General features: G+C 52.3%; 17 protein-coding genes and 3 tRNA genes. 12 read left to right on the forward strand and 8 right to left on the reverse strand.

What is annotated here, in order from left to right:
* Positions 1–18: 18 nt before the first annotated feature.
* Complete coding sequence (gene tldD, locus FBY13_RS18190; RefSeq protein ID WP_096011260.1) at positions 19–1464, forward strand: metalloprotease TldD; 1446 nt, start codon at positions 19–21, stop codon at positions 1462–1464.
* A 32-nt stretch (positions 1465–1496) separates the two neighbouring features.
* Here tldD and aaeR read toward each other — a convergent pair whose 3' ends face one another.
* Complete coding sequence (aaeR, locus tag FBY13_RS18195; RefSeq protein WP_063877429.1) at positions 1497–2414, reverse strand: HTH-type transcriptional activator AaeR; 918 nt, start codon at positions 2412–2414, stop codon at positions 1497–1499.
* A gap of 230 nt (positions 2415–2644) precedes the next feature.
* Here aaeR and aaeX point away from each other — a divergent pair, with 230 nt between their 5' ends.
* The 6 genes from aaeX to FBY13_RS18225 all read left to right on the forward strand — a co-directional run bounded on the left by aaeX (position 2645) and on the right by FBY13_RS18225 (position 8787).
* Entirely contained in the window at positions 2645–2848 is a 204-nt protein-coding gene (gene aaeX, locus FBY13_RS18200; RefSeq protein ID WP_006120970.1) for a p-hydroxybenzoic acid efflux pump operon protein AaeX, read from the forward strand.
* A gap of 7 nt (positions 2849–2855) precedes the next feature.
* A complete protein-coding gene (aaeA, locus tag FBY13_RS18205) occupies positions 2856–3788 on the forward strand; it encodes a p-hydroxybenzoic acid efflux pump subunit AaeA (protein ID WP_145394823.1) in 933 nt (310 codons plus the stop codon).
* 9 nt (positions 3789–3797) lie between these two features.
* Positions 3798–5750, forward strand: coding sequence for a p-hydroxybenzoic acid efflux pump subunit AaeB (aaeB, locus tag FBY13_RS18210; protein WP_145394824.1), 1953 nt, complete (start codon positions 3798–3800; stop codon positions 5748–5750).
* A 112-nt stretch (positions 5751–5862) separates the two neighbouring features.
* Positions 5863–7317, forward strand: coding sequence for an NAD-dependent succinate-semialdehyde dehydrogenase (locus FBY13_RS18215; RefSeq protein WP_063877427.1), 1455 nt, complete (start codon positions 5863–5865; stop codon positions 7315–7317).
* Between the two features lie 55 nt (positions 7318–7372).
* Positions 7373–7642: a barstar family protein gene (locus FBY13_RS18220; protein WP_096011258.1), complete on the forward strand. Its 270-nt coding sequence runs from the start codon at positions 7373–7375 to the stop codon at positions 7640–7642.
* A gap of 188 nt (positions 7643–7830) precedes the next feature.
* Positions 7831–8787 carry an Rpn family recombination-promoting nuclease/putative transposase gene (locus FBY13_RS18225; protein WP_096011257.1) on the forward strand — a complete coding sequence of 319 codons (957 nt, stop codon included), beginning with the start codon at positions 7831–7833 and terminating at the stop codon, positions 8785–8787.
* Between the two features lie 244 nt (positions 8788–9031).
* On the opposite strand, the gene yhcN (FBY13_RS18230) is transcribed toward FBY13_RS18225, so the two are convergent.
* The 4 genes from yhcN (FBY13_RS18230) to argR form a co-directional block, all read right to left on the reverse strand.
* Entirely contained in the window at positions 9032–9295 is a 264-nt protein-coding gene (gene yhcN / locus FBY13_RS18230) for a peroxide/acid stress response protein YhcN (RefSeq protein ID WP_063877424.1), read from the reverse strand.
* A gap of 93 nt (positions 9296–9388) precedes the next feature.
* Positions 9389–9661, reverse strand: a complete 273-nt coding sequence (locus FBY13_RS18235; RefSeq protein WP_063877423.1) for a YdgH/BhsA/McbA-like domain containing protein — start codon at positions 9659–9661, stop codon at positions 9389–9391.
* Positions 9662–9736: 75 nt separating this feature from the next.
* Positions 9737–10000, reverse strand: a complete 264-nt coding sequence (gene yhcN, locus FBY13_RS18240; RefSeq protein WP_063877422.1) for a peroxide/acid stress response protein YhcN — start codon at positions 9998–10000, stop codon at positions 9737–9739.
* 494 nt (positions 10001–10494) lie between these two features.
* Positions 10495–10965: a transcriptional regulator ArgR gene (gene argR, locus FBY13_RS18245; RefSeq protein WP_013027416.1), complete on the reverse strand. Its 471-nt coding sequence runs from the start codon at positions 10963–10965 to the stop codon at positions 10495–10497.
* Between the two features lie 552 nt (positions 10966–11517).
* Between argR and mdh the strand changes: the two genes are divergently transcribed.
* The gene (gene mdh, locus FBY13_RS18250; RefSeq protein ID WP_145394825.1) at positions 11518–12456 is read left to right on the forward strand and encodes a malate dehydrogenase; all 939 of its coding nucleotides are present in this window, start codon (positions 11518–11520) and stop codon (positions 12454–12456) included.
* Between the two features lie 50 nt (positions 12457–12506).
* On the opposite strand, the gene mscM is transcribed toward mdh, so the two are convergent.
* From mscM to rsgA, 3 genes are all read right to left on the reverse strand, one after another.
* Positions 12507–15842 carry a miniconductance mechanosensitive channel MscM gene (gene mscM / locus FBY13_RS18255; protein WP_186440836.1) on the reverse strand — a complete coding sequence of 1112 codons (3336 nt, stop codon included), beginning with the start codon at positions 15840–15842 and terminating at the stop codon, positions 12507–12509.
* A gap of 5 nt (positions 15843–15847) precedes the next feature.
* Positions 15848–16744: an archaetidylserine decarboxylase gene (gene asd, locus FBY13_RS18260; RefSeq protein ID WP_145394826.1), complete on the reverse strand. Its 897-nt coding sequence runs from the start codon at positions 16742–16744 to the stop codon at positions 15848–15850.
* Between the two features lie 92 nt (positions 16745–16836).
* Complete coding sequence (rsgA, locus tag FBY13_RS18265; RefSeq protein ID WP_063877419.1) at positions 16837–17886, reverse strand: small ribosomal subunit biogenesis GTPase RsgA; 1050 nt, start codon at positions 17884–17886, stop codon at positions 16837–16839.
* A 100-nt stretch (positions 17887–17986) separates the two neighbouring features.
* On the opposite strand from rsgA, the gene orn reads away from it, so the two are divergent.
* From orn to FBY13_RS18285, 4 genes are all read left to right on the forward strand, one after another.
* Positions 17987–18535: an oligoribonuclease gene (orn, locus tag FBY13_RS18270; RefSeq protein WP_063881043.1), complete on the forward strand. Its 549-nt coding sequence runs from the start codon at positions 17987–17989 to the stop codon at positions 18533–18535.
* A 153-nt stretch (positions 18536–18688) separates the two neighbouring features.
* Positions 18689–18764, forward strand: a tRNA-Gly gene (locus FBY13_RS18275).
* A gap of 25 nt (positions 18765–18789) precedes the next feature.
* Positions 18790–18865, forward strand: a tRNA-Gly gene (locus FBY13_RS18280).
* A 26-nt stretch (positions 18866–18891) separates the two neighbouring features.
* Positions 18892–18967 (forward strand) — tRNA-Gly (locus FBY13_RS18285).
* The last annotated feature ends 266 nt before the right edge of the window (positions 18968–19233 follow it).

The raw sequence follows: 19233 nt of genomic DNA on the forward strand, positions 1-19233 counted from the left end.
CATATTAAGTGAGAAACGATGACTCTGAATCTGGTAAGTGAGCAGTTGCTAACTGCTAACAACATTAATCAGCAGGACCTTTTTTCCCTGTTAGGGCAGCTTTCAGAACGTCGTCTGGACTATGCCGATCTTTACTTCCAGTCCAGCTTCCATGAATCCTGGGTTCTGGAAGATAAAATCATTAAAGACGGGTCCTATCATATCGATCAGGGCGTGGGCGTGCGTGCCGTCAGCGGTGAGAAAACGGGTTTTGCGTATGCCGACCAAATCACGCTGAATGCCTTACGCTTATCCTCCGAAGCGGCACGAAGCATCGTGCGTGAACAGGGCAACGGCAAGGCTCAGACGCTGTCTGCCGTGGTTAACCGTTCTCTGTATGCGCCAGTCGATCCGCTCGGCAGCCTGAGCCGTGAGGACAAAATTGCGTTGCTACATCGTGTTGACCAGGTTGCACGTGCTGCCGATCCCCGCGTTCAGGAAGTGAATGCCAGCCTGACCGGCGTATATGAGCAGGTGCTGGTAGCCGCAACCGACGGTACTTTAGCTGCCGATGTGCGTCCGCTGGTTCGTCTGTCCATCAGTGTCCAGGTTGAAGACCAGGGCAAGCGTGAGCGCGGTTCAAGCGGCGGCGGCGCGCGTACCGGCTATGCATTTTTCCTGGCCGATGAGAATGGCGACGTGCGGGCCGATGCCTGGGCACGTGAGGCCGTACGCATGGCGCTGGTCAATCTGTCTGCTGTGGCTGCGCCGGCAGGCGCCTTGCCGGTTGTGCTGGGCGCAGGCTGGCCGGGCGTACTGTTGCACGAAGCCGTAGGTCACGGTCTGGAAGGTGACTTTAATCGCCGTGGCACGTCAGTGTTTAGCGGCAAGATGGGCCAACTGGTTGCCTCGGATCTGTGTACCGTGGTTGATGACGGGACCATTGAGGGATTACGTGGGTCGCTGGCTATCGACGATGAAGGCGTTCCTGGACAGTACAATGTGCTGATCGAAAATGGCGTATTGAAAGGCTATATGCAGGATAAGCTGAATGCACGACTGATGGGGGTAAATCCTACCGGTAACGGTCGTCGCGAATCCTATGCGCACCTGCCGATGCCGCGCATGACGAACACCTATATGCTGGCCGGTAAATCCACGCCACAGGATATTATCGAAAGCGTGGAGTACGGTTTGTATGCGCCTAACTTTGGCGGCGGTCAGGTCGATATCACCTCTGGTAAGTTTGTGTTCTCAACGTCAGAAGCCTATCTGATTGAGAAAGGCAAAGTGACTAAACCAGTGAAAGGGGCGACCTTGATCGGCTCCGGTATCGAAGCGATGCAGCAAATCTCTATGGTCGGTAACGATCTGGCGTTGGATAAAGGCGTTGGCGTGTGTGGTAAAGAGGGACAGAGCCTGCCGGTTGGCGTGGGCCAGCCTACGCTGAAGCTGGATAAGCTCACTATCGGTGGCACCGCCTGACAGAGACAGAAAACCCGCCAGCTGGCGGGTTTTTAGCTTTTACGGTGCTGTTTGTACTGCTCGGCAACCTGCTCAAAATAGTGGGTCAAATAGTCGATACAGACCTGTACTTTCAGCGGCAGTTTGTCTTTTTCGGTATAGAGCGCATAAACCGGTCGCGGATCGGATTGGTACTGCGGGAACAAAATATCAATCTCGCCTTTCTTGATTTCATCCGCCACCCACATCATCGGTACATAGGCGATGCCATTGCCAGCCTTAAGCCAGCGGATCAGCGTCTGAGAATCATTGGTAACGAAACGCCCCTGTGGCGACAGACGGGTGACGATGCCTTCGGGGGCAATCAGCTCAAAATTGTTATCAGGTCTGACGCTGTATTCCAGCCAGGCAAATTTCGCGATATCGCCAGGTTTTTCCGGCGTCCCGTGCTGCGTCAGATAGTGTTTAGCGGCACAGACCACCATCGGCATCGCCCCAAGTCGGCGCGAGAACAGGCTGGAATCCTTTAATGCTCCCACCCGGATCACCACGTCCAGCCCGTCCGCAATCAAATCTGGCGCGGGAATGCCGGTCACCAGGTTGACACTCAATCCGGGATAATCACGCAGCATATCGCTGGTCATACCGGCCAGCACGTTCTGCGCCATTGTAGAAGAGCTGCCAATACGTAATATACCGATCGGCGTGTTATTAAAGGCATACAGCTGTTCATGAACCTGGTTAGCCTCTGCCAGCATGCGGCGGCAGCCCTGATAATAGATTTTACCGGCCTCAGTAAGTCCTATGCTGCGTGTACTGCGGTTAAGTAACTTAACCTGGAGCGCATCCTCGAGTTTGGCGACGATCTGGCTGATCGATGACACGCTAAGATGAAGCTGCCGTGCGGCCGCGGTGAAAGAACCCAGTTCTACCACCTTCGCGAATATCGACATACCTTTAAGTCGTTCCATTGTTTACTCTGGCTAAAAAGTGATTTAGATCACATTCAGTAGAAAACGTATAGTTAAGCGCGTTACTATAAGCCTACCGGGGTATGACCTGGCGACGCTTCATTACCTGAAAACACCCGATGATACGCTATTATTAAGCCAGCCGTAGTTCAGATGTGGCTTATGGCGCACTGGCGTTTGCGTCCTTCAGGCGGTGAATTATCCCGGCCGTATCGAACTAAGGATTTTTAATGAGTGTACTTCCGGTATTTGTCATGTTTGGGCTCTCTTTTCCGCCCATCTTCATCGAACTCATTGTTTCACTCATGCTGTTCTGGTTGGTGAAACGCGTGCTGACGCCCAGCGGTATCTACGATCTTGTCTGGCACCCGGCACTCTTCAATACAGCCCTTTACTGCTGTGTATTTTATCTGGTATCCCGTTTATTTGTTTGAGGTTTACGTGAACACGCTTATAAGAAAAATCGCGCGTTACGCCATCACCCTTTTGCTGGTCATCATCGCTGTCATTATCATATTCCGTGCCTGGGTGTTCTACACCGAATCGCCCTGGACGCGCGATGCACGATTTGCGGCCGATGTCGTTGCGATTTCACCTGATGTCACCGGGTTGATTACCGAAGTCCCCGTTCGCGATAACCAACTGGTAAAAAAAGGCGACACGCTGTTTGTGGTCGATCGCCCACGCTATCAAAAAGCCTTAGATGAAGCACAGGCCGACGTGGAATATTACCAGGCGCTGGTTAATGAAAAACGCCGAGAGGCCGGACGTCGAAACCGACTCGGCACGTCTGCGATGTCACGTGAAGCAATTGAACAATCCAACAACGATTTGCAAACCAGCGAACACCAACTGGCAAAATCTATCGCTACCCGCGATCTGGCGAAGATCGACCTGGAGCGCACCACCATCAAGGCCCCGGCAGATGGATGGGTAACTAACCTGAATGTCTACCAGGGCGAATTTATTACGCGTGGCTCAGTTGCCGTCGCGCTGGTACAGCAGCGCTCATTTTACGTGCTGGCCTATCTGGAAGAGACCAAACTGCACGGCGTACAACCCGGCTTCCGGGCAGAAATTACCCCGCTGGGCAGCAACGTGACGTTGCGCGGTACGGTTGACAGCATCGCGGCAGGCGTGACCAACAGCAGTAGCAGCGTTGACAGTAAAGGAATGGCAACGGTGCAGTCGAATCTGGAGTGGGTGCGCCTGGCGCAGCGCGTGCCGGTACGCATCCGTCTCGATCAGGAACCGGGCAATCTTTATCCCGCCGGGACGACGGCCACCGTGGTCATCACCGGTGCAAATGATCGTCAGCATACTGAGACCTCGCCCATCATGTCCTTCCTTAACCGTCTGCGTGAGTTTGGTTAAGAGGGCGATATGATTGAGTTCCTGCGTTTCCCGATAAAGCTGACCTTTGCGCTGGTTGCCGCGTTGATGATCGGCTTTCATCTTAACCTTGAAACCCCCCGCTGGGCGGTCATGACTGCGGGGATTGTGGCGGGCGGAACGGCGTTTGCGGCAGGCGGCGATCCCTATTCGGGTGCATTACGCTATCGCGGTATTCTTCGTATCATCGGGACGTTTATCGGTTGTATCGCCGCGCTGGTCATCATGATTGCGACCGTACGCGCGCCGGTCGTTATGCTGCTGCTATGTTGTATCTGGGCGGGTTTGTGCGTATGGCTGTCTTCACTGATTAAGGTAGAGAATTCCTATGCGCTCGGGCTGGCAGGCTACACCGCATTAATCATTGTCGTCACGGCAAATGCCAATAGTGGACTGACGCTGGTTCCGCAATATGCCGTGGAACGCTGTAGCGAAATCATATTGGGGATTCTGTGCGCCATTCTGGCCGATATGATTTTCTCGCCACGTTCGATTAAGAAAGTGATTGATGCCGAAGTCGAGTCGCTGCTGGTGGCGCATTACAGGTTGCTACAACTGTGTGTCGCGCATGAGGACAAAGAAGAAGTCGATAAAGCCTGGGGGGCGTTGGTGCGGCGTACCACGGCGCTCAGCAGCATGCGCAGTCAGTTAATGATGGAGTCTTCGCGCTGGCAGAATACCAGCCGCCGGCTGCAAATGCTGAATACTCTGTCATTGACGCTGATTACTCAGGCCGCCGAAACGTTCTTAATCCAAAACTCACGGCCTGACTACATTCCTACCCAGTATCGCGTGCTGATCGGAAAAGAAGCCGCCACGGCAGAAGCTGTACACAAGCGTATGAAAACGCTGCGACGGTTAATTGCCGCCGGCAGTAAAACGGCACCAGAGACGCTGGAAAGCTGGGTTGAGGCCGCAACGGAATATCAGCTGCTGATTAACGGCATCAAAAGTAATGGCCGTATTACTGACCTGGAAGAGCGTATTCTTCAGCGAGAGGTGGTGATCCAGGCGCGTTCTGCGGAAACCCATCATGCGATGATTAACGGTATTCGCACCTTCGTGGCCACCGCCCTCGGTTCGTTGTTCTGGCTGTATACTGGCTGGACCTCAGGAAGCGGCTGTATGGTCATGCTGGGTGTGATTACGGCACTGGCGATGCGGATGCCCAATCCGCTGATGATGGCCAAAGACTTTGTTTACGGTATGACGGTGGCTGTGCCGCTGGGTGCGCTCTATTTTATGTATATTTTGCCCAATACCCAACAAAGCGCCACGCTACTGTGCATTGCCATTGGCCTGTTAGGGTTTATTTCAGGCATGTTAATTCAGCGCCGACAGATCGGAACACTCGGTGCCATGGTCGGCACAATTAACGTCCTGGTGCTGGATAATCCGATGCAGTTCAACTTCACGCTGTTCATCGACAGTGCACTGGGACAGTGGATAGGCAGCTTTGTTGCGCTGATGGTCATCCTGTTAATTCGGGATAAATCCAAAGCGCGCACGGGACGTAAACTGCTTAACCGCTTCATGTATGCGGCGGTTTCGGCGATGACGACAAACCAGGCTCGCCGCCGTGAAAATCATCTTCCGGCGCTCTATCAGCAGCTCTTTTTGCTGCTTAACCTGTTCCCTGGGGATATTGATAAATATCGCATTGCGCTGACCTTAATTATTGGTCATCAACGCCTGCGCGCTGCAGATGTGCCGGTTAACGCCGATTTATCCGCGTATCACCGCCAGTTACGGCACACTGCCGATCGGGTTATCTCGGTGCGCAGTGATGAAAAGCGACGTTATTATTTTGAACGGTTACTCAAAGAGTTGGATGTCTATCAGCATAAGCTGGCGCACTATGACGCGCCGGACAGCGTGACCGAGCCGGTGAAGCGGCTGGCTGAGATGCTGACAAAATATCAAAACACGCTCGTCCAAATCTGAATTATGGCTGCCACAGGTGCTGGCGGCCATGATGCTGCCCCCTGTTACCTGACCTGTCATTTTTGCCATCTATACTTTCCTGACAGAAGACAAAACTGACAGGAGCAACCCAATGCATTCTCCACTGCAAGACAGCGAACTGTTCCAGACGGGCTATCTGGTAAACGGTCAGTGGCTGCAAACGGCGTCCACCTTTGACGTGACCAATCCTGCCACCGGTGAGCGTGTGGCTCAGGTAGCCAAAGCGGGTAAAACCGAAACGGAAGCAGCGATTAAGGCGGCACAAGAGGCCTTTCCGGCATGGCGTGCACAGACCGCGAAGGCGCGTTCAGAACTGCTTTACCGCTGGTACAGGTTGATCATTGAAAATAAACGCTGGCTGGCTGAGCTGATGACAACGGAGCAAGGTAAGCCGCTCAAGGAAGCCGAGGGCGAAGTGGAATACGCCGCGAGCTTTATTCAGTGGTTTGCCGAGCAGGCTAAACGCGCCAATGGTGAAATTATTCCGCCAGCCAAAGCGGGGTCGCGTATTCTGGCAACCCGTGAGCCGGTCGGCGTAGTTGCCGCTATCACGCCATGGAATTTCCCGATGGCGATGCTGACACGTAAGTTAGGTCCCGCGCTGGCAGCAGGATGCACAGGCATTATTAAACCTGCGAATAACACGCCGCTTTCCGCATTCGCCTTACTGGCGCTGGCAAAAAAAGCCGGTATCCCTGATGGCGTGCTTAATGGGGTGGCTGGCGACACACATGCCATTAGCGATGCCATTATGGCCAGCAAGGCCGTCCGTAAAATTTCCTTTACCGGTTCAACGGCGGTAGGGAAAACGCTCATGCGTAACGCTGCAGAGACGATGAAAAAAGTCTCGATGGAGCTGGGCGGCAACGCACCCTATATCGTGTTTGAGGATGCAGATATTGATGCGGCCGTGCAGGGCGCCATTGCTAACAAATTCCGTAATGCCGGTCAGGTTTGCGTCAGCGTTAACCGTTTTTTCATCCACAGTGCGGTCTACGAACGTTTTACCACTCAGCTTGCAGCAGAAGTGGACAAGCTCAAGGTCGGAAACGGGATGGAGGACGGCGTGATTGTCGGTCCGTTGATTGAAACCTCAGCACTGGAAAAAGTTGAAGAGCATGTCAAGGATGCGGTGGCTCAGGGCGGCAAGGTGCTGGCTGGCGGCAAGCGACATGCGCTGGGAGGAAACTTCTGGCAACCCACCGTCATCGGCGATGCACATGAAGGGATGAAGCTGGCCCAGGAAGAAACATTTGGCCCAGTGGCAGCCTGCTTCCGCTTTGATGATGAAGAAGAGGTGATCCGTCGCGCCAACCAGACTGAATATGGCCTGGCGGCCTATTTTTATACGCAAAACCTGCAGCGTGTATTCCGGGTATCTTCGGCGCTGGAGAGCGGAATGATTGGCATTAATGAATGTGCTGTCTCGACAGAGCTGGCACCCTTTGGCGGCGTGAAAGAATCGGGCCTGGGACGTGAAGGATCGGTGCTGGGGATGGATGAGTACCTGGAGGTCAAAGCGCTGCACCTCGGCGGTTTAAGCTAGATGAATATCCGGGCGGCCTCAGGTCGCCCAGAGCCGGATAACGGGAGTCGTCAGTATGAGAGTCGAGCGTTTTGATTTTAATGAGATTGTCGATCAGGCCCATTTCTTACGCCAGTTCTGCGATCGCTTCGCCCTGAAAGCGCGGTTTATCTGCGATCTCGATGGGCTCTGGGACGTCATTGTCAGCCAGGGGCTACCCATGCCGTTAAAAATTGAATTTGTGAATCTTGGCCAGGGGCAAAAACGCCGCTATGGTGCCTTAATTCTGTTGTTCGACGAGGCTGAAGAAGAGCTGGAAGGACAGCTCCAGTTTAACGTCGTATAACCTATCGCTCGATAGCATGCCACCACGTTAAGACATCCTCAGCGTTCGGTGGGTTAACCGGTCGCCGGAAGTGTGCAGCTACGGCAGAAAATCGACATTTCTCGACAGCCCTCGCAACCTCTTGTTTGGTTTCTCTTCAAATTTTTAGAGCGTGATAACCTGCGCCCGTTATGGTCTGGTCAGGTTAAATGAAAAGAAAAAAAAGCCCACTCACGCCCCACGACGCGACATTCCGGCAGTTTCTGTCTCAGCCCGCCATCGCGCGTGATTTTATGGAACTGCATCTTCCAGCAGAGTTTCTCGCTATTTGCGATCTGAGCACGCTGAAGCTGGAGTCAGGATCTTTTGTTGAAGAGGATCTACGTCAGTATTTTAGTGATGTGCTTTACAGCTTAAAAACCACGCGCCGCGATGAGGGATATATCCATGTGCTGATTGAACATCAGTCTTCTCCGGACAGGCATATGGCATTCAGGATGATGCGCTATGCAATAGCGGCCATGCAGCGCCATCTTGATGCGGGATATAAAACGATCCCACTCGTGATACCGGTTTTATTCTACAGTGGTAAACGTAGTCCTTACCCTTTCAGTACCCGATGGCTGGACGAATTCACAACACCTGCGCTCGCCGCTAAGCTGTACGGTAGCGCCTTCCCGCTGGTGGATGTTACCGTCATACCGGATGATGATATTGTCGGTCATCGCAGCATGGCCGCGCTGACATTACTGCAGAAGCATATCCATCAACGCGATCTGGCTGAGCTGATTGATAAACTGGCCCCTGTTTTACTCACCGGATATCTTTCTTCATCACAGGTTATATCGTTGGTACACTATATCGTGCAGGCGGGTGAAGCGTCTGATGCCGACGCTTTTTTACGTAATTTGGCACAGCGAGTGCCGCAACACGGGGACGCACTAATGACCATTGCCCAGCAACTTGAGCAGAAAGGCATTGAGAAAGGCCTCGAGCAAGGTATTCAGCTCGGTGAACAACGTGGTCTTGAGAAAGGACGCAGTGAGGGTGAACGTGCCGCCGCACTTAAAATCGCTCACACCATGCTGAAAAGTGGACTCGATCGCAGCACCGTCATCACAATGACAGGGCTGTCCGACGAGGATCTGACACAGCTTTCTCACTAACGTTTCTCTCTGTTAGCCGCTGGCGTGCTGATCGTATCGGCGGTCATGAACGGCTTTCCGCCACCGCCTCGCGATATCTGCCTACTGACATCCCTGAACACCGCGATAACCCCTTTTATGCTGCCAGAACGGCTTCGGGTTCCCGGCATGGATCGTGACAAATGCCGGACTTTCTCTGTTTGACGGACATAAAAAAAGCCCCGGCGAGCGGGGCTAAAGGGTTCGTCATACTTAAGACGAGGAACTATTTATACAGCTGCGCGGTGATGTGATAGCTGTCACCGGTGTTCGCTTCGATAATTTTATAAGCGCTGGCACCTTGTTCATCTGCCTTCTGAGACAGCTGTGAACGGTAGTCGACAGGGGCACCTGCAACGCCACTGATGCTTACGGTTCCCACAGGTTGCAAGTTCTGCGTTTGGTCTGCTGTCACGAGTTGCGCTGCGGAAGCGCCAAAAGTCATTACGGAGAGCAGACTAACAGTTGCGATGGTTGCTTTGATTTTCATGATTTTTCCTCATTTATATCAACAACCTGCGGAATGAATAACATAGAGCGGGTCGTCGATCTTGTCAGGGGCGGCCGCCTGGCCGCGGATAGCTTATTTGTACAGTTCAGCGGTGACGTGGAAGGTATCGTCACGGTTGTTCTCAATGACGCGATAGTGGCCTGCACCTTGTGCATCGGCTTTCTGCGACAGGACCTGGCGAATATTGGTCTGGTCGCCGTTGATACCACTCACGCTAATTGTTTGATTCAGCGGCTGCAGGTTCATATCCTGCGCCTGTTGATTCGTTACCATGCTGGCGGCGTTAGCACCAAAAGAGAGCAGTGAAGCCAGGCTCAGCGCGGCAATCGTTAATTGGGTTTTCATGATTCATTCTCCGGTAATAATGTTTAACCAGCGAACGCGTGGATAGCAGCTGGTTACCTGTCAGTACCAACGATTTTATTTGTACAGCTCAGCGGTCGCGTGATAGTTGCCATCGTTGTAGGCCTCAATAACACGGAAGGCTTTTGCACCTTGCTGATCGGCTTTATCGCTCAGTTGCTGTCTGATATCGGATGGCGCACCGGCCACACCACTGACACTGACTGTGCCGACAGATTGCAGATTCTGTGCTTGCGAAGCAGAGATATAATCTGCTGCTGAAGCGCCGAATGACAGGGCAGATAAAATGCTTAAGGCAGCGATGGTAGTTTTAATTTTCATAAAAAGATGTCCTCGTCGTGGTTGTTCTTCTTTTTTATTAGTGTGATTCACATCACGAAAGTAAGTATAGGACTAATAACGGAAGAAATTAATACCTGCCTAATAATGTTTTGTTGACTCAATTTAACCTTATGGGATTTTTTTATAACCAAAAGTTATTAAAATTGGTGAAAAACCTATCTCAGGCAGGTAATTACGCATAAAAACAGTAAGATGCGTGACTTTAACTTTTAGTGCGAAAAATCATGGTCGATCTGACTGCTTAACTATTTTGGTCTGGGTGATAGCGCCACTATTTGAATGTAAAGCAGTGTAAAATAGCGCGTAATGGTAAGTTGCATAAAAGGTATGACCAATATTTCTTGTTCTGAAAGCATCACGGCTTAATGTTAATTCATTGAAAAGTAATGTATTTGGCGAGCGATGGTCTGGAGAAGGGATGAAAGAGAAAGGGCAGGGTAAACCGGCAGTGTGCTGCCGGTCAGGCGTAACGACTACAACTCTTGTTCAAACAGCACAAGGATCGCGTCGTGAAGTTGTTTGACGGTAAAGGCGCGGGCTGGGGTAATAAAGATAGTGTCATCACCAGCAATGGTGCCAAGAATACCTTCGGACTTACCCAGAGAATCCAGCAGGCGAGCAATCAACTGTGCGGCACCAGGACTGGTATGGATCACCACCAGCGCGTCATTGTAGTCAATGTCCAGAACCAGATTCTTCAGAGGGCTGGTCGTGGTAGGCACCCCGAGTTCGGCGGGTAAACAGTACACCATTTCCATTTTGGCATTGCGGGTGCGCACCGCGCCAAACTTTGTCAGCATCCGAGAAACTTTAGACTGGTTGATGTTCTCAAAGCCGTCTTCCTGCAGCGCCTGAACAATTTCGCCCTGAGAACTGAATTTTTCTTCTTTTAATAAAGCCTTGAAGGCTTTGATCAGATCGTCTTGTTTCGATGGGTTTCGCATAAGTTACCAGTAAACGTAAGAAAAACCGCGGTTCGGGCCGCAGTAAAGTCATTATTATGCATATAAATGAATTTTTATGCAATCGGTTGTTAATTGTACGAAGCGGTATCCATCGCGGGCGGCGATAATAGCAAAGAATTTACTCAGACCAAAACCCAGCTCACAGCCTGAAAAGGCAAAGGTTGCAAAGGTGTTATATTATTGATGAGGTAAGAAAATAAAAATGTACACTGCCGTTCTCTGTCTGCCGACGTCAAGATTGTCGGTCTCAGGTTATATCGATCACACTCTGGAGGGTTACCGGGTGGAAAGGCTGCATTTGTGAATGTCACTTACCCAGGGTAATGCTGACGGGACGAACAGGTCTGCCATCTGACTGCAATCCGGCGTGAGGAAGATAGTGAGATGATTAAGTGCGTTTTTAATCCGGAGATTAAGTGCGTAAGCACGTAAAATAGTCGCGGATGCGCGTCATCGCCTGAGCAGTTGATTTAGGTCTGACACAGATGGAATTTCTGCTTTTCTCTGCCCCATCTTAATAAGGAGTTATGAATGAAAGTTGCCGTACTCGGTGCCGCTGGTGGCATAGGCCAGGCGCTAGCACTTCTACTCAAAACCCAGCTTCCCGCAGGTTCAGAACTTTCTCTCTACGACATTGCTCCCGTTACACCGGGCGTTGCGGTCGATCTTAGCCACATTCCTACCGCGGTTAAGGTCAAGGGTTTCAGTGGAGAAGATGCCACCCCCGCTTTAAAAGGTGCTGATGTCGTGCTTATCTCCGCCGGGGTTGCACGCAAACCCGGTATGGATCGCGCCGATCTGTTTAACGTCAATGCTGGCATTGTACGTAATCTCATTGAGCAGGTTGCCACTACGGCACCTAAAGCGTTGATTGGGGTGATCACCAACCCTGTTAACACCACAGTGGCGATTGCGGCTGAGGTGCTGAAGAAACACGGTGTTTATGACAAGAATCGTCTGTTTGGCGTAACGACGCTGGACATTATTCGCGCCAACACCTTTGTGGCTGAACTCAAAGGTAAAAAACCTGGCGAAGTAGAAGTCCCGGTGATCGGTGGGCACTCCGGTGTCACTATTCTGCCGTTACTGTCTCAGGTTCCTGGCGTCACCTTCAGCGAGCAGGAAGTCGCAGATCTCACCAAACGTATCCAGAATGCCGGTACAGAAGTGGTGGAAGCGAAGGCCGGCGGGGGTTCAGCAACGTTATCTATGGGGCAGGCCGCCGCACGTTTTGGTCTGTCACTGGTCCGTGCTTTAAACGGCGAAGCGAATGTTGTGGAGTGTGCCTACGTTGAAGGCGAGGGTGAGCATGCCCGTTTCTTCTCGCAACCGCTGCTGTTGGGTAAGAACGGTATCGCGGAGCATAAAGCTGTCGGTGCGCTGAGTCCGTTTGAGCAGCAGGCGCTGGAAGGCATGTTGGAAACCCTGAAAAAAGATATCGCCCAGGGCGAAGCGTTTGTGAAGCAATAATATCACCGCCCAAACAGGAAAACGCCCGGTCATACCGGGCGTTTTTTATTTTACAACCCGCCTGATCTGAAGGTCCGCGTTGTTGGCGCCCCCGTCCCGGCAGCGCTTTTTCTGCTTAAGGTTTCGACACGCATCTGGAACGGTGGGAACGGCATTTCAATGCCATGTTCGGCAAAGCCATGCAGGATAAGCTGATGTAATTCATGGCGAAGCGGCATGCGATGGCCCATCTCGGCCGCATGCACACGCAGTTCAAACAACTGTATGCCCTGTTGCAAATCCACCAGGAAGACTTCCGGCGGTGGTGTATCCAGGACATAGCTGCACCGTTCAGCCGCCAGTTTCAGCAAGGTAGTCACCTCCTCGCTGCTTACCTGCGCGGGCGCAGGGATGGTCAGCACCACGCGGGTGACGGAGTCTGACAGCGACCAGTTAACGAACTGTTCTGTGATAAAGGCCTTATTGGGCACAATAATCTCTTTGCGATCCCAGTCGGTAATTGTGGTGGCGCGGGTGTTAATGCGCGTAATACTGCCAGTCAGATCGCGAATAGTGACGGTATCGCCGATACGAATGGGTTTTTCAAACAGGATAATCAGACCGGAGATAAAATTCGCAAAAATCTCCTGCAGGCCAAATCCCAGGCCAACGCCCAGGCCGGTCACCAGCCATTGTAGCTTCGACCATTCAATCCCAATCAATGAGAAGCCCAGCAAGCCACCAATCAGCAACAACAGATATTTAGTCAGTGTGGTGATGGCATAACCTGTGCCTGGCGACAAATCAAGATGCTGCAACAGCGCCAGCTCAAGCAGGGCGGGCATATTACGCACCAACTGCGTAGTAATCACGAACACCAGAATGGCGATCAGGACGGCACCCAACGTAATAGGTTGAATGCTTTCCACGCCCTGTACGGAGGTGTTCACATCCCATAAGCGGATATTCTCAAGGAAACCAAACGCAGAATGGATTTCTGACCACAGGACAATAAATGAGACCAGTGCAATCAGCGTCAGAATCGAACGCACCAGACGCAGTGACTGGGCGCTGATTGCATCTAAATCGATCACAGGCTCTTCAATTTCAATGACGTCAGTGTTTTGCGCCTGATCTTTTTCTTCTTCATTACGTGCGCGGTTGGCCAGCATGTCGGCCCGACGCTGACGTGCGCGATCGAAACCCAACCTGCGCCGTTGAATCAGCATCCAGCGGCGGATGATATGGTAAATAACCAGCAGGAAAAACCAGATTGCCACGGAGGTTTCCAGACGCGCCAGCAGCGCCTGAGCCGTTTCAAGATAGCCAATCATTGAGGCCAGCGCCGCCAGCAACGGAATGGCGATCATGATATTCCACAGCAGGCGGTTAATCATATTTTCGCCGTTACCTTCTTTATCAAGGTAAAGCGGAATACCCGCTCGCTTCAGGCTCACCGTGACAATACTCAGGGCACCGCAGATTAAAATAAAACACAGCCGGCCAAGCGTTGCTGAAAACAGGCGATCGTCGAGGTTATCAAAAGTTATCAGCAGCATGATCAAGGGCACGATCAGGCCAATACTCAATGAGTAGTAGCGCATCGCGCGTGCCACGCGCACCTGCGGCCAGCGGAAGTGCACGATAAACAGGCCGTTAGAACGGGCAAACTGGGCGCTGACCATGAATATCCACAGCAGAGGCAGGGTAGCTGTGATGCCATCGCCAATGGCCACAGCGACAGGATAGGGCCAGGCATTTTGCAGGCCGTATCCCAGAGTTGCCCAAAGCACGGGAAGCGGAAGCGCCACCAGAATCGACCAGAACACGGTTCGGATGGTCAGGCGGAAGCGATCCTGAGTGACCTTGCCGACCTTGCTGGCTGAGCGCTCAAGAAAAGCATTGAAGTGACGACGTGTGCTAAGGCTAAAACCGACCAGCAGCACTGCACCCAGAATGGGTAAGACGGTGCTGCGACTGGTAAACATCATCGCCAGGGCTTTGCCAAGCTGCCCCAGCGTATCCAGGGTCAGCAAATGGGACAGGCCTTTCGCCACGTCCAGAGGATAGCTTAATGAAATAGGGCTAACATCAGCCGTCCAGAACAGATAGCGATGCGTGGCATCTTTAACTTCGGTTAACGCATCCTGAAGCTGAGTATTGGCAACTTTAAGTTTGGTGATTTCCAGAATCAGCGTATCGCAGCCAGAAATCAGGGAATTCAGCAGTTCTCGCTGCGTTTTTAACTGTGCATCCAGAATACGCTTTTGGTCACTGGTAAAAGGCTGCCCGTCTGCCTGATGGGCTTTACGCAGTGCGTTCTGACGTTCGAGCAGATCTTCATAATGCAGGCGCTGGACGCGCAGCTGTGCCATTTCATTGTCGATCTGCTGCGACTTCGGCATGTCAGGTAAACGCGCAACCTGCGCGCGAAGCGCATCACCGAGTAAGTTAGAGGCGCCCAGCCATTGAGACTGCTCCCGTAACGTCGCCAGCGCCTGACGTACCTGGATAATTTGATTCGTCGCGAGGCGCTGTTGCGACGCGACCAGATCCATGCGCTGCGCCTGCTGGTTCAGCGCACCAGATAAATCGCGGTTAACACGAAACTGCTCGCTAATCGCGGGCGGTAAATCGCCGCTGTTTTCCGCCAGCTGCTCCGTCCGTGCCAGCGCGGTTTCCGCCTCGCGCTGACGTTGTTCGTTCAACTGATTACGCAAAGCCTGCAGATAATTATCGAGCTGGGTCACTTTGCGCTGATGAACTTCGGCGCGCATGCGAGCCAGCTCCTGACGATTATTTGCTGACAGCTGCGCCAGCTCATACTCATCCACTTTGGCTTTGTTCGCGGCATTTTCTGCCTGGCGTGCCACTAGCTGGGCCTGACCGGCCGGTGTGGCAGCGCTGCCCGCGCTTTGTAAGCGCCGCTCACTCTCGGTTAACGCACGGCGCGCTTCTGTTTGCTGCTGCGGCAGCTGCGACAAGGAGTCACTGATCTCCCTGGCGCGATCCTGCTCCTGCTGCGCCTGGCGTCCTTCTTCGATCAATTGACTGCTGATTTGCAGGATCTCTTGTTCCAGCTCCGCGCTGCTCATAGTGCTGCGCACGCTCTTAGCGTTGTCGTTAAGCGTGGCGATCTGCTGCCTCAGCTCACGGGCAAGGCGCGGGAAGTCATCAATAACCTGCTGGTACTGTTGCGCGCGTTCGATAGCATCATCGCGTTCAGAAAGTGAGGCAAGGGCGGCCTCCAGCGACTGGATTTGCTCGGTTTGCGAGGCGGAATTTTTCGCTGCTTTGACCTCTTCCAACTGCTGTTTGAGTTGGCTGGCATCAGGCAGAGTGGCGGCTAGCGTGGCGGTGCTGAGCCAGAGGCTCAGCAGCAGACAAAAGATCGAACGCACGAACATAGGTTCTACTCGACAGCGTCAGGCGCGGTAGTCGTCAGTGGAAGGGCAATCGCCATAGGCTGTCCCAACCGAACTTTAGTTTCGGCCTCAAGGCTTTCTGCCAGTTTGATCCTGCCAGGCGCAAACAGATTGATAACGGTTGAACCCAGTTTGAAGCGGCCCATTTCCTGACCTTTAAGTAATACGACGGCACCGTCATGATCGGCTGCCGGGTAATGCCAGCGTTTGATAATCCCTTCGCGTGGCGGCGTCACTGTGCCCGCCCAAACCGTTTCAATGCTGCCGACAATGGTGGCACCCACCAGAATTTGCACCATAGGTCCCATATCGGTCTCAAAGTAACAAATTACGCGCTCGTTACGGGCAAAGAGATTAGGGATATTGCGCGCGGTCAGTGGATTAACGGAGTAAAGATCGCCGGGCACGTAGATCATTTCCCGCAGGATACCGTTACATGGCATGTGTACGCGGTGATAATCGCGCGGGGCCAGATAGGTGGTGGCGAATGCGCCATCACGAAACTGGGCGGCCATTTGCTCATTACCGGCCAGCAGGGCATCAATCGTGTAATAGTGGCCTTTCGCCTGGAAAATCTGGTCGCCTTCAATACATCCGAGCTGGCTTATTGCGCCATCAGCAGGCAGGACGATCAGGCTGGCATCGGTATCGATCGGGCGTGCATCGTCTTTCAACGGGCGCACAAAAAAATCGTTAAAGGTGCGGTAACTGGCTGTATCAGGTTTACGCGCTTCCGCCATATCGACTTTGTAGTACCAGACAAAACCATCAATGACCAGTTTTGTCAGCCAGCCGCCGCGACGGCTTGCTCCCCAACCTGCAAGTTCAGTCAGCCATTTTTTTGGGAGAATGTGATTCAAGCCGAGTTTAAAACGATCAAACACCCTAGCCTCCTGGCTATCTTTCATAACATTGACAAAAAGGGAGCGGATTGTAACAGCGCCCCAGTCAGATGGCGAATACGTCGTTACGGGCCTTAATCTTCACTCTCAGCGAAGTTTTTCCGGCTTTTCATTTGTGCCATGCTTTCCAGAATACGGTGGTAGTTATAGAAGCGAGATTGATCGATTTTTCCGTTTTCAACGGCTTCACGAATCGCACAGCCCGGATCGGTGTCATGTTTGCAGTCACGAAACTTACAATCACCTAAGAATGCACGGAATTCGACAAATCCACGCGTGATTTGTTCCGGCTCAAGATGCCACAAACCAAACTCACGTACGCCGGGAGAATCAATAACGTCCCCGCCTTCTGGAAAATGATAAAGCCGGGATGCGGTGGTCGTGTGTTGACCCAGCCCGGATACGTCAGAAACGTCGTTGGTCAGAATAGCCGTCTCTTTCTGTTGGTCGAAGCCGAGCAGGGCATTCAGCAGACTGGATTTGCCTACGCCAGACTGACCCGCAAAGATGCTTATCCGGTCAGTCAACGCATTCTGCAGCGCATTCAGGCCATCTTTCGCATGGCTGGAAACCATCAAGACGCGATAACCAATCTTGCGGTAAATCTCCATCTGCTCATCAACCAATGCACGTGCGTTGTCATCCAGCAGATCGATTTTGTTCAGCACCAGCAGGGGCTCAATATCCAGCGTTTCGCTGGCCACCAGGTAGCGATCGATAATGTTCAATGACAGCTCTGGCAGAATGGCTGACACGATAATAATTTGATCGATGTTCGCGGCAATGGGTTTCACGCCGTCATAGAAGTCGGGACGCGTCAGAACGCTGGTACGCTCATGCACAGCCTCAACAATACCTTTGCCGCCGTTTAACGCGGGACGCCACACCACGCGATCGCCTGTGACCAGTGAGCGGATCGTGCGGCGAATATTACAACGGTGCGTCAGGCCTGCACTGTCCTCGACATCGGCATGCATGCCAAATCGGCTGACCACCACGCCTTCTGCGTCCTGACCGAACATATTATCGTCCGCTTCCGGGCGCATTTTGCGCTGGTTTAAACGGCGATCGTGGTTAGCGCTGACGCGACGTTGTTGACCTTTCGACAGTTTATTTTTACTCACTCACCCTCACTGGTTTAGCTGGATTTCGCCCTGGGGGGCAAAACGTCTATGATACACCTTATTCACGATGAATGACGACTCAGCAACCACAGGTAACAGCATGGCAACTGGAAACGAAAATAATCTAATTTGGATTGACCTTGAAATGACCGGACTCGATCCGGAACGCGATCGCATTATTGAGATTGCCACTATCGTTACCGACGCCGACCTTAACATTCTGGCAGAAGGTCCGGTCATGGCGGTTCATCAGTCAGATGCGCAGCTGGGCTTGATGGACGAATGGAACGTCCGTACACATACTCATAGCGGTTTAGTGGAACGTGTGAAGGCCAGCAAGATTGACGATCGCGCAGCAGAAAAGGCGACCATCGAATTCCTGCAGCAGTGGGTGCCAGCCAATACGTCCCCGATTTGCGGCAACAGCATTGGGCAGGATCGCCGTTTCCTGTTTAAGTACATGCCGGAGCTGGAAGCCTATTTCCATTACCGTTATCTGGATGTCAGCACGCTGAAAGAACTGGCTCGTCGCTGGAAGCCAGACATTCTTCCGGGTTTCAAAAAGAGCGGATCGCACCAGGCTTTAGATGATATTCGCGAGTCTGTTGCCGAGCTGGCGTACTACCGCCAACACTTTTTGCAGCTTTAAACCGCAAAGGGTGCGCAGGAAATCGCCAGGTTGCTGCAATTATCAGCAAACGCATCAAAAGCGCAAAATTTTGCTGTAAGCATCTTGCAGCAGCAGCGATTTCTCGTATAATGCGCACCCCGTACCGGTGAAGAATTTATTACGGTACAAGGCGCGGGAATAGCTCAGTTGGTAGAGCACGACCTTGCCAAGGTCGGGGTCGCGAGTTCGAGTCTCGTTTCCCGCTCCAAATTATGTTTAGCAGTACCCTCTATGCGGGAATAGCTCAGTTGGTAGAGCACGACCTTGCCAAGGTCGGGGTCGCGAGTTCGAGTCTCGTTTCCCGCTCCAAAATGTGTTTAGTAGTGCCCTTCTATGCGGGAATAGCTCAGTTGGTAGAGCACGACCTTGCCAAGGTCGGGGTCGCGAGTTCGAGTCTCGTTTCCCGCTCCAGTTTTTTGTCACTTACTTCGTCTCAGTGTTACAGGCTGAATGAAGATCTTCAGCACGACAATCAGAGTTATCCACAGCAGGCAGGTTACTGTCCACGCCACTTTTGCCATTCCGTAAAACTTTTTTAAACAGAGTTATCCACAGCTTTATGGATTAAGCCAGACGCTAGCCTTATTTGCAAAATAACACAAATTTTATTTAAATGTATGATATATAAAGAATTAATAATATTTCATTATGTTATTTGATTCTGTCACTTGTGTTAT

This window comes from Pantoea sp. SJZ147, assembly GCF_007828605.1.
Taxonomy (GTDB): Bacteria; Pseudomonadota; Gammaproteobacteria; order Enterobacterales; family Enterobacteriaceae; genus Pantoea; species Pantoea allii.